Genomic DNA, 14,053 nt, shown 5'->3' with positions numbered 1-14,053 from the left:
TCAAGTAGCATGTGCTCCATGTCGAAGAACACCGGAGTGCGCGCGGCCCGGACCTCGGCCAACCGGACTCGCATGCTGGGTGCGGCGCGGGAACTGTTCACCACCCGCGGTTACACCGCGACCACGATGAAGGCCATCGCCGAAGAAGCCGGGATGGCCGTGCAAACCTTGTATTTCACCTTCGCCACCAAGCGCGCGATCCTGGCGGAGCTGCTCGACGTCGAGATCGCCGGCGACACCGAGCCCGTCGCCACGCTCGACCGGCCGTGGTTCGCCGAGGCCGTCGCCGCACCTCCGCTCGAGCAGATCCGGCTCCAGGTGGCGGCGGCGGGGGCGATCCTGGCCCGGGTCACTCCCCTGCTGGAGACCGTCCGCTCGGCCGCGGCTACCGACGCGGAGCTGGCCGAACTGTGGCAGGCCAATATCGCCCAGCGGCACACCGTGCAGCACCGCCTCGCCGCGGCGCTCGCCGCCAAAACCGCACTGCGCGAGGGGATCGACCCCGACCGCGCCGCCGATATCGCCTTGGTCGTCCTCGCGCCCGAGACCTACCACCTACTCGTCCACCACCGGGGCTGGAGCAGCCGCGACTGGGAGGACTGGGCCGTCGACGCCCTTGTTCGTCAACTATTGCCGTGATCGGGAGGGATCGCACGCGCGCCTTCCTGTCAGGACGACGCGATGGCCCCTTCCGTGCCGGGCGCCGGGGAACCCCCACCGCTAGGTGGCCGGAAGGGGGATCGCCGCATCCGCAGCGCCAGGACGATCGCCAGTCCGAGGGCGACGAGAAGCGCTGCGACGGCGAAGGTCCCGTGCGTCCCTCGCGCCACCTGCTCCGGCGTGGCCGTGGTGACATCGCCCGAACCCGCGGCGAAAGCGAAGACCGCGCCCATGACCGACGCGCCGGTGATGAAGCCTGAGTTGCGCGACAGGTTCAGCATGCCGGAAACCAGGCCTCGTCGCCCCGGGGCGACATCCTTCATGACCGCCGTGTTGTTGGCCGCTTGGAACAGCGCGTAGCCGCAAGTCGTGATCACCAGCGGCAGAACGTATCCGATGACCCCTGCGGACGTGGGCAGCACCGCGAGCGCGGTGGTGCCGCCGATGACGCCGCCGAGACCGACGACGATCACGGTCCCGACGCCGAAGCGATCGGCGGCGCGCCCCGCGGGCACACCGGTGAGCGCGGACACGACCGGACCGGCCGACATCACCAGTCCGACGAGCGCCGGATCGAGGTGCAGGGCACGGGAGAGGTGGAATGGGCCTACGACGAGAGTGGTCATCATGACGGTCGAGACCAACGCACTCGTGGTCAGGCCCGCACCCAGGACAGGATCGCGGAACATCGCGAGGGTGAGCAGGGGGGACGAGACGCGGCGCTCCGCGACGACGAACAGTACGAGGCAGGCCGCGGAAACACCGAGCAACCCGATGCCGAGTGGGCCGAACGACGTCCCCTCGATCGTCATGGCCAGCGCGTAGGCGCCGAGGGTGACGGCCAGCAACAACGTGCCGAGCACATCGAAACGTGGTGGCGCGGCGGTCGGTTCGGGCGCGGAAGGGGGCAGCACACGGGCCGTGAGCCAGAGCGTGAGCAGCCCGAGCGGCACCACGACGAGGAAGATCGCACGCCAGCCGAAGGCCGTGATGAGGATTCCGCCGAGGGAGGGCCCCAGCGCGGTGCCGACCGCCGACATCGTCCCGAGCAGGCCCATGGCGCTGCCGGTGCGCTCCTTCGGGACTATGTCGCCGACGAAGGCCATGGTCAGCGCCATCATGCACGCGGCGCCCGCTCCCTGCAGGCCGCGGGCGGCGACCAGGAAGGCGAGATTCGGGGCGAGACCACAGAGCAGGGTCGCGACCGTGAACAGGCCGATGCCGACGAGCAGTAGGCGGCGTCGACCGGCGATGTCACCGAGCCTGCCCGCGCCGACGATCAGTGTCGTCGTGGTGAGCAGATAGGCGATCACGACCCACTGGACGTCGTGGAAGGCAGCGTGGAACGTCTGCGCCATGGTCGGCAGCGCGACGTTGGCGATGCTGATGCTCAGCGAGGGCAGCAGCATCGACAGTGCGGGCGCGAGCAAGCTCCAGGACGAAGATGGACGGGACGCGGGTGATGTCCGCACGAGTGATTCCGCTGGTTTCAAGACTATGACCTCTTCCGTCAGGGGTGTCGTAGTGGACGGTAGGTCCGGTTCTCACCTGGCGGAAGGCGCACAAATGGAAAGTTATTTGTGCACCGAACGCCATGTCATGCAGGTTCTGTGCGATGGTGTGGGCATGGCTCGACCCGATCTGAACTTGCTGGTCACCCTGGATGTGCTGCTCGAGGAGGGCAGCGTGACCCGGGCGAGCGAACGGCTCGCCCTCAGTCCGTCGGCGATGAGCCGCCAACTCGCGCGGCTGCGCCGGGCCACCGGTGACCCGCTGCTCGTGCGGGCCGGGCGCGGGCTGGTGCCCACACCGCGCGCGGTGGAACTGCGCGACCGCGTGCGCGGCCTGGTCCACGAGGCCGAGGTGGTGCTTCGACCGGCCGTGCAGCTGGACCTGGCCGAGTTGACGCGGGCGTTCACCGTGCGCAGCAGCGACGGGTTCGTGGAGCGGTTCGGCCCCGAATTGGTGGCCGAGGTGGGCCGCGCCGCTCCCGGCGTGCGACTGCGGTTCGTGCAGAAGACGAAGAAGGACACGGGGCCGCTGCGCGATGGCAGTGTCGACCTGGAGACCGGAGTCATCGAACGCGAGCTGCCTCCGGACATCGCGAGCACACCACTGTTCACCGACCGGTTCATCGGGGTGGTGCGCGGCGAGCATCCACTGACCACCGGTGTGGTCACGACGGCCCGCTATGCCTCCGCACGGCACGTGAACATCTCACGGCGCGGTCTGGACGAGGGCCTGGTCGACGAGGCTTTGCACCCCACCGGCCACCGACGGGACGTCGTGACGGTCGTGGACGGCTTCGGCGCCGCCATCGCGCTGGCACGGGCCTCGGACCTGGTCGCGACGGTCCCGCAGCGGCACACCACGAGCCTGCGGCACGGCATGCACTCGTTCGCCTTGCCCTTCCGCGCCCCCGAGGTGACGGTGTCGTTGCTGTGGCACGTCCGGCTCCAGGCGGACCCGGCTCACCGCTGGCTGCGCGGCTGTTTGCTCGACGTGTGCCGGCGATCGACCGATTCGGACGACCCTAGCGAGGAGTCCGCGGTCGGCAGCGACGCCGATGACACGCCCGCACCTCGATCGCCGGAGTGACCTCTCACAAACCCTCATCGACGGGATAGCGGGCGGCGAGCCCGGAACGGTCGCCGAGCCCGAAATTCATGACCAGATCGTCGGCGACCTGAACCAGCACGTCGCGCCCCTCGACCGCGGCCGCCCACTCCGGCGGCAATCCGGAGACCCCGTGGACGGCGCCGATCAGATTGCCTGCCACCGCACCCGTGGAATCGGAGTCGCCGGAATGGTTCACCGACAGCAGCAGCGCCGCGCGCACGTCGCCGGTCCGGGCCGCGTGCAGGGCGCAGTACACCGCGATCGCCAGGCATTCCTCGGCGATCCACCCTTCGCCGACCGACTCGACCTGTTCGGCGGAGACCGCCTGCTCGGACAGCTCGACGGCGCGGGTCAGTGCCGCCACGGTTTCCGCGCTCGCGGGATAATCGGTGAGTTGAGCGATCGTCTCCCGCACGGCGATCGAGAGTTCGGTTCCGCCGATCACCCGATCGACCAGCGCCGCGAACGCGCCGGCGGCGAGGTATCCGGTGGGATGTCCGTGGGTCAATTGCGCTGCCCGCGCGGACATGGCGAACGCGCGCTCGGGCCCCGCGCCGATCAGTCCGAACGGTGCGGACCGCATGACCGTGCCGCATCCCTTCGACTCGGGATTCACCCGACCGGCTGCCCCGAGTGGGCGCGGCGGGAGGTATTCCCGCGCCTGCCGTTTCAGTCCGGACATGCATGCGTTTCCCGGTGCACGCACCGCATACAGAAATGGCAGGCTCGCCAGCCAGCCGTCGACCTCGGCCGCAGGCTTTTCCTGAAGCTGAGTGTGCAGCCAGCGCAGATACGCTCGGTGCACTGCCCGCACCGGGTCGGCACCCGGCGCCGAACGTAGCAGCGCTTCGGCGGTGAACAGCGTCATCTGGGTGTCATCGGTGATCTGCTGCGGCGCGTCCTTGTCACGCGAAGGCAGGAAGCCCGTCACCCCGTCGGCGCCATATCGCCCGCGAATCTGGTCCAGCCGCAGGAATTCGATAGGCCACCCGAGTGCGTCGCCGACCGCCCCACCCAGTAGTGACCCGCGGACTCGGTCGAAGACCGTCATGTAATCCACCACGAGACAACATCATCGACCATCCGGCACATGCTCGACAGGCGCACCACGACATCGCGAATGGAGCACGGCCCGGTGCGGCGACCAGCCGACCATCAGAGCACCGGCTCGACGGCCGAGCTGCCCGGTCGGTGACCGGCACCGCGGAGCGGCGGTCGGCCCCAGCACGAGATGGCGGTTCGAGGACCGGAGGCCGACGGACTAGCGGCGCAAGTTTCTCCTCGGGCGCCTGCGAGAATGCGGGGGACCGAAAAGGAGACGCCATGGCCCGACCGCGGCGGCCGCTACTGACCCGCGACCGCATCATCGAGACCGCGCTCGCCCTCGTCGACGCGGAGGGCCTCGCCGCCGTCTCCACGCGTCGACTGGCCACCGAACTGGGCGTGCAGGGACCGTCGCTGTACAACCACGTGCGCACCAAGGATGACCTCATCGATGCCGTGGTCGACGCCGTGCTCGGCGAGGTGGACATCTCGATGTTCGCCGGACTCTCGGCCGAGAATCCGGACTGGCGCCGCTCCCTGGGTGATTGGGCACGCTCCTATCGGACCGCGATGGCCGCGCACCCGCACATCGTTCCCGCCCTGGCCGGCGGCCCCCGTCATCGACCCAACGCACTGCGGATGGCCGACGCGGTCTTCGGCGGCCTCGTCGCGGCGGGCTGGCCGCGCCGCGCGGCCACCACGGTCGGCACGACCATGCGATATTTTCTCACCGGAGCGTCGCTGGGATCGTTCGCCGCGGGCTTCCCCTCCGATGTCGCGGTGTACGCCGACGCGTATCCACACCTGAACGAGGCGCACCTGCTGGCCGAGCGGCAGCAACGGATCGATCGGGATGCCTTCGAAGTCGGCCTGGAATCGCTGCTCGACGGGCTGGAGAGCCGGTACCGGCTACTGGTCGGCGGCGTGTGACTCGATAGTCGCCCCTGAAATAGCCGGCCGGGCCGGCCGCCGATGCGCGGCCGGCGGCTGGTCCCGCCGGGCTACCGGCCGAACCGGACCCCCGATCGTCCGTCGCCGTGTCCGGACCGAACGTCCCCGGCATTGGTCAGTCGACATTGCCCGTCGTCACACGAACGCTGCAACCGGCCCCGCGAGACGGTCTGCATCAGTCCGATCGCCCAGCAGGTCGGGCACCCGCGCAGTGCGAGCAGACCGATCGGGGCGAGCAGCAAGCTGAACGCCCCGAACACCGGCAGGAACGCGATCGCGCCGATCAGCGCGCCGAATCCCACGACGCCGCGGACCAGGTGCCGGGGCACCGAGGTGCTGGCGAAGCTCCGATCGTCGGTCACTGTGCGCTCCTTTCCGGAGTTGGGTGCGGCGTGTTCCGCAGCTGGAGCTGGACGGTCGCCCGGGCGCGGTGCAGCCGAGACTTCATCGCCGCGACGCTGAGGCCGAGCGTGCCCGCGACCACCCGGCCGCTGTAGCCCTGCACATCGCGCATGATCAGCACCCGTCGCTGGTCGGCGGGCAACGCGGCGATCACCGCCGCCACCCGGCCCGCTTCGAGCCGCTGCACGGCCTCGTCCTCGGCCGACGCGACGGCGGACTCCGGGATCGGTTCGGGTCGCCGGGTCATCGTCCGCCACTGCCGCAGGCACTCGTTGCGGACGATGCGGAACATCCACGAGGCCAGCGCGCCGGAGGCCCGTAACGTCCCGATCTTGCGATAGAGCACGATCAGCGCTTCCTGCGCGGCGTCCTCCGCGTCTTCGGCGGAGGCGCACAGTGTGTGGGCGAACCGGCGGACATGCGGGTAGGAGCCCGATACCAGCGCGGCGATCGCCGCGGCGTCGCCTTCGCGAGCGGCGGTGACCAACTGCTCGTCGGGCCAGGTCCGGTCAGTCACGGGAGCGGCTCCAGCGGCGAAACAGGGTCAAGCTACACCAGCCGACCAGCACGGCGGTGATGGCGATGGCGGCAACGATCACGACGACCTCCTCGAAGCTGCGCCGACCCGGTTGTCGGCGTAACTATGAGAGGGCCGGATATCGCCGAAGGATTCACACCGGATAGCGGCACAGCCCGCGCCGTGCTGAGTTCGGCGAGTAGCGGGCTGTCGGGTCCGCCGCCGACGCGAGTCCGCGCAGCGCTGCGGCCGGACTCGCCTCACCCTTGAACGCCGACCGCGCCCGCCCGCTTCGACCGACGCCCCGCCGCGATCCGCCGACCGATCACACCTTGACCGGGCGCGAACAGGTACACCGCCGTGAAGACCAGCCCTTGGACGACGACGACCATGCCACCGGGAGCCGTGTCGAGGTGGTAGCTCAGGTACAGGCCCGTCACCCCGCAGGTCACCGAGACCGCGGGGGCGATGATCAGCATCCGGCCGAACCGGTCGGTGAGCAGGTAGGCCGTCGCACCCGGGATGATCAGCATGGCCACCACGAGGACGACGCCGACCGCTTGCAGAGCGACCACGGCGGTGAGCGCCAGCAGGCCCAGCAGCGCCGTGCCGAGCAGCCGGGGACTGAGCCCGATCGCGTGCGCGTGGGTGGGGTCGAAGGCGTAGAGGGTGAAGTCGCGACGTTTGAGAACGAGCGCGATGAGGGTGAACGCGGCCAGGATCACGACCTGGACCAGTTCGGAACGGCTGACACCGAGCAGGTTGCCGAACACGATGTGGTTGAGGTCGGTCTGGCTGGGCGTCACGGAGACGAGCACCAGGCCGAATGCGAACAATGTCGTGAAGACGATGCCGATGGCGGCGTCCTCCTTGATCCGGCTGGTGTCGCGGACCAGGCCGATCAGCGCCACCGCCAGGAACCCGAACACGATCGCGCCCACCGCGAACGGCAGCCCGACGATGTAGGCCAGCACCACACCGGGCAGCACGGCGTGTGAGACGGCGTCCCCCATCAGCGACCACCCGATCAGCACCAGCCAGCAGGACAGCACCGCGCACACCAGCGCCGCGGTCACGGTGGTGGCCAGCGCGCGCACCATGAACTCGTAACGCAGGGGGTCGACGAAGATTTCGGTCAAGCTCATACGCCTGCCTCACACTCGGCCGGGGCTCACACCCGGTTCATCACATCCAGGCCGAACGCCCTGGCCAGGTTCTCCGGCCGCAGAACGGCGTCGGGTTCGCCGTGCGCCAGCACCGTGCGCATCAGCAACACCGCCTCGTCGGCCAGGCCGGGCAAGGCCTGCAAATCGTGCGTCGACACCAGGATCGTGGCGCCGTCGGCGGCGAGTTCACGCAGCAGCGCCGTGATCGTTGCCTCCGACCGTTTGTCGACACCCGCGAACGGCTCGTCGAGCAGCAGGACGGTGGCGCCCTGGGCCAGCCCGCGCGCGAGGAAAGCGCGTTTCTTCTGGCCGCCGGACAGCTGGCCGATCTGCCGGTCGGCCAGGTCGGTCAGGTCCACGCGTTCCAAGGCGTGCGCGACGGCGTCGCGATCGGCCTTGCGGGCGCGACGGGTGAAGCCGAGCCGGCCGTATCGGCCGGTCATCACCACGTCGCGCACCGAGAGCGGGAAGCTCCAATCGACGTCCTCGCTCTGCGGGACATAGCCGAGGATGCCCGCCTTGCGCGCCGCCACGGGGGCGCCGCCGTTGATCCGGACCGTGCCCCGGTCGGGCGCGGCGAGACCCATGATCGTCTTGAACAGCGTCGACTTGCCGGAACCGTTCATCCCGATGAGACCGCAGACCCGTCCGGAGTGCACGGTCAGATCGACATCCTCGAGCGCGAGCGCCTCGCCGTAGCGGACGGTGACCCCGCGCACCTCGATCGCGGGCGCGTTCACGGCCTGCGACCCGTCAGCGCGGTGCCGATGGTCTGCGCGTCGTGCCGGAGCAGGGCCAGGTAGGTCGGTACCGGTCCGTCGGCTTCCGACAGCGAATCGACGTACAGCACGCCCCCGAACGCCGCGCCGGTGGCCTCGACCACCCGGCGCATCGGCGCGTCCGACACCGTGGACTCGCAGAACACCGCGGGCACCCGCTGCTGGCGGACGAAGTCGATGGCCGAGGCGATCTGCTGGGGCGTGGCCTGCTGCTCGGCATTGACCGCCCAGATGTACTTCTCGGTGAGACCGGCGTCGCGGGCCAGGTAGGAGAAGGCGCCCTCGCAGGTCACCAAGGCGCGTTCGTTCGGCGGCAGCGCGTTCAAGGTGCGGGTCAGTTCGTCCTGCACCTGGCGCAGTTCGGTCTTGTATCGCTCCCCGTTGGCACGGAAGTCGGCCGCGTGGCCGGGTGCGAGATCGCTGAACGCGCGGACCATGTTGTCGACGTAGATCTGCGCGTTCTGCGGCGACATCCACGCGTGCGGGTTCGGTTTGCCCTGGTAGGCGTCCTCGCCGATCGGCATCGGCGCGACGCCCTCGCTGACCACGACGTGCGGCACCCGCACGTCGGAGACGAACTGGGCGAACCACGCCTCCAGATTCAAGCCATTGTCCACGATCAGATCGGCCTTGGACGCTTTCTTGATGTCACCGGGCGTGGGCTCGTAGCCGTGGATCTCCGCACCGGCCTTGGTGATCGACTCCACGGCCAGATGCTCACCGGCCACATTCCTCGCGATGTCCGCGAGCACGGTGAACGTGGTGAGCACCACCGGCCGCTCGTTGGGTCCTGCCCCGCTGCCGGCGCAGGCGGTGAGCGTGCAGGCCAATGCGCCCACGACGATTGCCGCCGCCCATCGGCGTGGCGACAGCGCGAGCGAACGGTGGAGCCGAACCTTCATATACCGAGGTTAATGTTCGCCTACCCGAACTTTCAAGTTCGAGTCAGGGAAATAGCCGCCACTTGCGACTTCCAGCCACAGAACGGACGTCATTACGGCAGCAGCAGCGGCGGTGACTCCGGAAAGACGACCGGCAGGGCGGTCAGCGCCCGGTGAAACGGACCCGGGCGCCAGGTCAGCTCGTCGGCCGGTACCGCGAGACGCAGCTCCGGCAAGGCATCGAGCAGCTGGTCGATGGCATCCTGGGCGATCAGGTAGGCCAGCGAATTCGCGGGGCACACGTGCGGCCCGCCGCCGAAGGCGAGATGGGCACGATTACCCGCGTACTGGTCGGTGCTGATCGCGGGATCGGTGTTGCACGCCGCGATGCTGATCACCACCGGCTGGTGGGCGGGCAACCACACGTCGTCGATCAGGATCGGCTGCTTCGGGAAGCTGAAGCAGAAGTTCGCCATCGGCGGATCGTTGAACAGCACCTCGTCCAGCGCGTCCCGGGTCGACAGGCTGCCGCCCAGCACACTGCCGCCGAACCGCTCGTCGGTGAGAATCAGCAGCAGAGTGTTGACGATCAGATTCTGCTGCGGCTCGATGCCCGCGCCGTACAGCGTGCCGAGCTGATGCACCATCTCGGTGTCGCTCAGCCCGGCCGGGTGCGCGAGCATCCGACTCGCGATGTCGTCGCCGGGTTCGGCCCGTTTCAGCAGCGTCAGCTCACCCAGCGAATCGATGAGCATCTTGTTCCCGCGTTCGGCCTCGACACCTTCGAAGATCGCGGCCATGCCGGTCGCGGCGCGCTGCGCGATCTCCGCCGGACAACCCAGCAAGGCGTTCAGCACCGCGAACGCGAGCGGAAAAGCGTACTGGCGCACCACATCCGCGGACCCGTCCGCGCAGAACGAGTTGATCAGCGGTACCGCCAGCTGCGCGACGGTGTCGCGCAGGCCGTAGAGATCGACCTTCTCCAGACCCGCGACGTTGGCTTGTCGATAGCGGGCATGCTCGGCTCCGGCATTCCGCAACGCGTTCGGCCGCCACTGCATCATCGGCAGCACCGGGCAGTCGGCGGCGATGCTCTGCTGCCATGTGCGCGGGTCGGCCGGAAAGTGGTCGGGATCGTTCACGATCCGCACGGCGGTGTGGTACCCGATCACCAGGGTGGCCGGTACGCCCGGCGCCAGTTCCACCGGCGCCAGCGATCCGTACCGGGCCCGCATCCGCCGATAGGCGCTGTGCGGATCAGCCGCGAATTCCGTTGAGAACAGCGGAATCCGCGGACCGGCGGTGTCGATCGGCGAACCATGCGGTGCACGGCTGTGCGCGGAGGACGGGGACATCGTCATCGGAGGAGCTCCAGGCAGTCGGCAACAAGCTTCGTGAGCCTAGGCAGCTTGCCGACCGCACGTACCGGAAACGGCAGGAGATGCCCGGGAAACAGTATTCGCTATAGAATTGCTGAAGATTCGACGCGTAGACCTGATCGAAGTTGTCCGCACCCCGTGGGTCCAGGGTGCGCCGATCGAGCGCAGGTCGCACGGCGGCCGTGCGCGGTACTGCAACACAAGGACGGCACGCTATGACAGACGTCGACTTTTGCGTAATCGGCGGAGGATTCGCGGGATTGACGGCCGCGCTGCGGCTGAGACAAATGGGTCGATCCGTCGCGCTGCTGGAAGCCAGGGACCGGCTCGGTGGGCGCACGTTCACCGAAGTGCGGGAGGACGGGTCGTGGATCGATCGGGGCGGCGCCTGGATCGGGCCGGGTCAGGACCGGATCCAGGCACTGATGACCGAATTCGGGGTACCGAGTTACAAGCAGTACACCGACGGCGAAGCCATGATGGTGGTCGACGGCAAGCAGCATCGCTACACGGGCACGATCCCCTGGACCATGAGTCCTTGGGCGGCGATGAACCTCGGTGCGGTGTTCCTGGAGCTGGGACATATGTGCAAGTCGGTTCCGCTGGAAGCGCCGTGGGCAGCGAAGAAAGCCGACAAGTGGGATCAGGTCAGTCTGGCGCACTGGCTGGAAAGCAACATCCTCTCCAAGCCCGCGCACGATCTGCTCGAGACGGCCATAGCCGGCTGCTACACCTCCGCGGCTTCGGAGGTGTCGTTGCTTTTCGTGCTGTACCAGATGGCGTCGGGTGGCGGGCCGAGCTTCGTTCTGGGCGTCAAGGACGCAGCCCAGGATGCCCGGCCGGTCGGAGGAATGGGCGCGATCTACCGGCCGATGGCCGCCGAACTCGGCGATTCTGTCCACCTCTCGCAGCCGGTCCGGTGCATCCATCAGGACGCCGACGGGGTGCGGGTTCGCGCGGAGGATATGACGGTGCGCGCCCGGCGCGCGATCGTCGCGGTTCCGCTGGCGATCGCCGACAAGATCTCCTACAAGCCGATGTTGCCCGTCGATCGCTCGTTCCTGCACCAGCGGATGCCGAGCGGCTCGATCATCAAGACCTCCGTCGTCTACGACGAACCGTTCTGGCGCGGCGACGGGCTGTCGGGCCAGTCGGCCGCCCCTGGCTCACCGGCGACGATCACCATCGACGCGTGCACGGATACCGGGCGACCAGGCGTGCTGTGCGTGATCATCGAGGGACCCATCGCTCGGCAAGTGGGCCGGCTCGACGACGCGGAACGCCGAGGCGCGGTTCTCGGCGCACTCGTCGAGCGATTCGGCCGGAAGGCAGGCTCCCCCGTCGACTACATCGAGCAGGACTGGAGCGCCGAGCGCTATTCCGGAGGGGGAATGCTCAGCCACGCGCCCACCGGAGTGCTCACCCAATTCGGTCATGCGCTGCGTGAGCCGTGCGGCCGCATCCATTGGGCGGGCACCGAGAGCTCCGCGGTCATGTGCGGCTGGATCGACGGGGCCATCCGCTCGGGCGAACGCGCGGCCAGCGAAGTGCTGGAACATGAAACCGCCGCGGTGGGCTGAGCAGTCCGCCGGCTCGATGGCCGGGTTCGAAGTCTGTCGATCAGATCGGTAGGTGCAGCGGTGATGCGAACTGATGGAGATGTGTGGGACATCGTCAGCAGCGTGGGACTGACCGCGCTCGGGGTCGCGACGTTCCGGGCGCTGGAAGCGACTTCTCCCGATCCTTTGATCCGAGACGATTACGCGCCGCTTTTCGTCGCGGCCTCGGGTCATTCCCATTTCATCGGGCTGTTGGCCGACCCTTCCCAGCTCGCCGACATACCGCTGGTCCCCGGATTCATGGGTGTCCGGACGAGATTCTTCGACGAGTTCTTCACGGCGGCCGCGGCGAACGGTGTTCGGCAAGCCGTGATCGTGGCCGCGGGCCTGGATGCGCGGGCGTATCGCCTCGACTGGCCCGCGGGTACCACGGTGTTCGAGATCGATCAGCCCAAGGTGCTGGAATTCAAGGAGAAGGTGCTCACCGAGAACGGTGCGCGACCGAAAGCCGATCGGCGCACGGTGGCCGTCGACCTGCGTGCGGACTGGCCCGCAGCCCTCCGCGGCGCGGGGTTCGACCCTGGCGAATCCACCGCATGGTCGGCCGAGGGGCTACTGCCCTATCTGCCCGGTGCGGCGCAGGACAAATTGTTCGAGCACATCGATGAACTGTCCGCACCCGGCAGCAGACTCGCCGTGGAGAGCTTCGTGACCGGCGTCGACATCAAACGATTGACGAGCATCGAGTCGAAGTATTTCGGCAGCTTCAGCCCGTTCGGCGATGTCGACCCGGCGGAGCTGTTCTACGACGACGAGCGGGCCGATCCAGCGCAGTGGCTGACCGAGCGCGGCTGGTCGGTGCGCGGCTTCAGTTCGAGCGAGCTGGCCGCATCCTACGGCCGGTCCGTGCCGGAACTCCCGGAGGAACTCGACGAACTCTGGCGGCAACCCAGACTGCTGACCGCGGCGCGCTGACCGGTGGGCCCTACATCTTCGCGCTGCGGGCCATGACGAAGCTGTAGAGCCCGTAGGTGATGATGCCCAGCCCGGCGACGAGCAGCAGAGCCACGCCGAAGGGTTGCGCGCCGAGCGTCTTCAAGGCGCCGTCGAGTCCGGCGGACTTGTTCGGATCGGATCGGGTCGCGGCGAGGATCACCAGTAGCCCGACCGCGGCGACAGCCAGTCCTTTCGCGACGTATCCCACGGTGCCCAGCCGCCGCACGAAGGCACTCGGGGTTCCGTGCAGATCGTCGAGGAAGTTCTGGCTCGCTCCTTTGTGCACGTGGTAGCCGCCGACAGCGATGATGATCAGTCCGCCCACGACGAGCGCGATCGTTCCCGCCGTGTTCTGCATCAGGCGTGCGGTGAGCCCGACACTCTGGCTACTGCTCGACTGTCCGCTGCCCTGTGCGAAACGGAATGCGGAGAAAGCCAGCGCGAGGTAGACCGCGCACAGCGAAAACGCTTTGACGCGGGCGAACGCTTCGGACTTCTTGCTGTCGGAGTAGGGCTTGGACGAGCTGCCCAGGATCGCTTCCACCAGCCGCCACAGCGCCATCAGCAGGAAGGCGATCACAGCCACCCAGAGCGTGACGGCACCGCCCGGTTTGGCGGCCAGTTCCGCCATGGCGCCGGATTGATCGGCGTTGCCGCCCCCGCCACCGAGTGCGAGGCGGATGGCGATGTAGCCGATCAGCAGATGCACGAGGCCGGACATGACGAAGCCCGCGCGGGCGAATCGCTCGAAGACGCCGTTCTGGGCGATCCGCCCTGCGGTGTCGGAAAAATTCGTGTGAGCCATGCTGCTTCTCCATACAGATAACGCGGCGCGGGCCGCTCGCAGAACATCGACCGGATACCCACGGCTGCGCGAAACCCACGCTCGATTTCGGTATGGGGCTGATCGCTGACCGCAACCGCCGACGACCGGCGCTGCGTCAGCCTGGCGTCACGGACGAGCGACGGCGCAGGCCCCGGAGGCAATGCCTTCAGCCGCTCCGCGCCCGGAGGCGGCCATCTCGGAGGTTCACTCGCGGATGGGGGCCGGGGTGGTCGCGGGTGGCTGCCCAGGTGGCGAGGATTTTGAGTCCGGCGGC

General features: G+C 68.5%; 14 protein-coding genes. 5 read left to right on the top strand and 9 right to left on the bottom strand.

What is annotated here, in order from left to right:
• Nucleotides 1-18: 18 nt before the first annotated feature.
• Nucleotides 19-639: a TetR/AcrR family transcriptional regulator gene (locus LTT66_RS21835; protein WP_233060355.1), complete on the top strand. Its 621-nt coding sequence runs from the start codon at nucleotides 19-21 to the stop codon at nucleotides 637-639.
• Between the two features lie 29 nt (nucleotides 640-668).
• Here the strand turns inward: LTT66_RS21835 and LTT66_RS21830 are convergent, their stop codons facing one another.
• Nucleotides 669-2,132, bottom strand: a complete 1,464-nt coding sequence (locus tag LTT66_RS21830; protein ID WP_233060353.1) for an MFS transporter — start codon at nucleotides 2,130-2,132, stop codon at nucleotides 669-671.
• Between the two features lie 154 nt (nucleotides 2,133-2,286).
• Between LTT66_RS21830 and LTT66_RS21825 the strand changes: the two genes are divergently transcribed.
• Nucleotides 2,287-3,258: a LysR family transcriptional regulator gene (locus LTT66_RS21825; protein ID WP_233060352.1), complete on the top strand. Its 972-nt coding sequence runs from the start codon at nucleotides 2,287-2,289 to the stop codon at nucleotides 3,256-3,258.
• A 4-nt stretch (nucleotides 3,259-3,262) separates the two neighbouring features.
• Here LTT66_RS21825 and LTT66_RS21820 read toward each other — a convergent pair whose 3' ends face one another.
• Nucleotides 3,263-4,330, bottom strand: a complete 1,068-nt coding sequence (locus LTT66_RS21820; protein WP_233060351.1) for an ADP-ribosylglycohydrolase family protein — start codon at nucleotides 4,328-4,330, stop codon at nucleotides 3,263-3,265.
• A 272-nt stretch (nucleotides 4,331-4,602) separates the two neighbouring features.
• Between LTT66_RS21820 and LTT66_RS21815 the strand changes: the two genes are divergently transcribed.
• A complete protein-coding gene (locus LTT66_RS21815) occupies nucleotides 4,603-5,253 on the top strand; it encodes a TetR/AcrR family transcriptional regulator (RefSeq protein ID WP_233060350.1) in 651 nt (216 codons plus the stop codon).
• 71 nt (nucleotides 5,254-5,324) lie between these two features.
• On the opposite strand, the gene LTT66_RS21810 is transcribed toward LTT66_RS21815, so the two are convergent.
• From LTT66_RS21810 to LTT66_RS21785, 6 genes are all read right to left on the bottom strand, one after another.
• Nucleotides 5,325-5,636 (bottom strand): hypothetical protein, encoded by a 312-nt coding sequence (locus tag LTT66_RS21810; protein WP_233060349.1) that lies wholly within the window; start codon nucleotides 5,634-5,636, stop codon nucleotides 5,325-5,327.
• Nucleotides 5,633-6,193: an RNA polymerase sigma factor gene (locus tag LTT66_RS21805; RefSeq protein ID WP_233060348.1), complete on the bottom strand. Its 561-nt coding sequence runs from the start codon at nucleotides 6,191-6,193 to the stop codon at nucleotides 5,633-5,635. Before LTT66_RS21805 ends, LTT66_RS21810 begins: the two co-directional genes overlap by 4 nt.
• 260 nt (nucleotides 6,194-6,453) lie before the next feature.
• A complete protein-coding gene (locus LTT66_RS21800; RefSeq protein WP_233060347.1) occupies nucleotides 6,454-7,338 on the bottom strand; it encodes a metal ABC transporter permease in 885 nt (294 codons plus the stop codon).
• A 26-nt stretch (nucleotides 7,339-7,364) separates the two neighbouring features.
• Nucleotides 7,365-8,099 carry a metal ABC transporter ATP-binding protein gene (locus LTT66_RS21795; protein WP_233060346.1) on the bottom strand — a complete coding sequence of 245 codons (735 nt, stop codon included), beginning with the start codon at nucleotides 8,097-8,099 and terminating at the stop codon, nucleotides 7,365-7,367.
• Nucleotides 8,096-9,040 (bottom strand): metal ABC transporter substrate-binding protein, encoded by a 945-nt coding sequence (locus tag LTT66_RS21790; protein WP_195064722.1) that lies wholly within the window; start codon nucleotides 9,038-9,040, stop codon nucleotides 8,096-8,098. Before LTT66_RS21790 ends, LTT66_RS21795 begins: the two co-directional genes overlap by 4 nt.
• A gap of 92 nt (nucleotides 9,041-9,132) precedes the next feature.
• The gene (locus LTT66_RS21785) at nucleotides 9,133-10,380 is read right to left on the bottom strand and encodes a cytochrome P450 (protein WP_233060344.1); all 1,248 of its coding nucleotides are present in this window, start codon (nucleotides 10,378-10,380) and stop codon (nucleotides 9,133-9,135) included.
• 233 nt (nucleotides 10,381-10,613) lie between these two features.
• On the opposite strand from LTT66_RS21785, the gene LTT66_RS21780 reads away from it, so the two are divergent.
• The gene (locus tag LTT66_RS21780; protein ID WP_233060342.1) at nucleotides 10,614-11,978 is read left to right on the top strand and encodes a flavin monoamine oxidase family protein; all 1,365 of its coding nucleotides are present in this window, start codon (nucleotides 10,614-10,616) and stop codon (nucleotides 11,976-11,978) included.
• 63 nt (nucleotides 11,979-12,041) lie between these two features.
• Entirely contained in the window at nucleotides 12,042-12,932 is an 891-nt protein-coding gene (locus LTT66_RS21775; RefSeq protein ID WP_233060340.1) for a class I SAM-dependent methyltransferase, read from the top strand.
• Nucleotides 12,933-12,942: 10 nt separating this feature from the next.
• Here the strand turns inward: LTT66_RS21775 and LTT66_RS21770 are convergent, their stop codons facing one another.
• Entirely contained in the window at nucleotides 12,943-13,758 is an 816-nt protein-coding gene (locus LTT66_RS21770) for a DUF1206 domain-containing protein (RefSeq protein WP_233060339.1), read from the bottom strand.
• Nucleotides 13,759-14,053: the final 295 nt, after the last annotated feature.

Origin of the sequence: Nocardia gipuzkoensis (assembly GCF_021183645.1) — a bacterium.
GTDB lineage: Bacteria > Actinomycetota > Actinomycetes > Mycobacteriales > Mycobacteriaceae > Nocardia > Nocardia abscessus.
The sequence above is the reverse complement of the archived record's forward strand: the minus strand, read 5'-3'. Positions and strand labels throughout refer to the sequence as shown.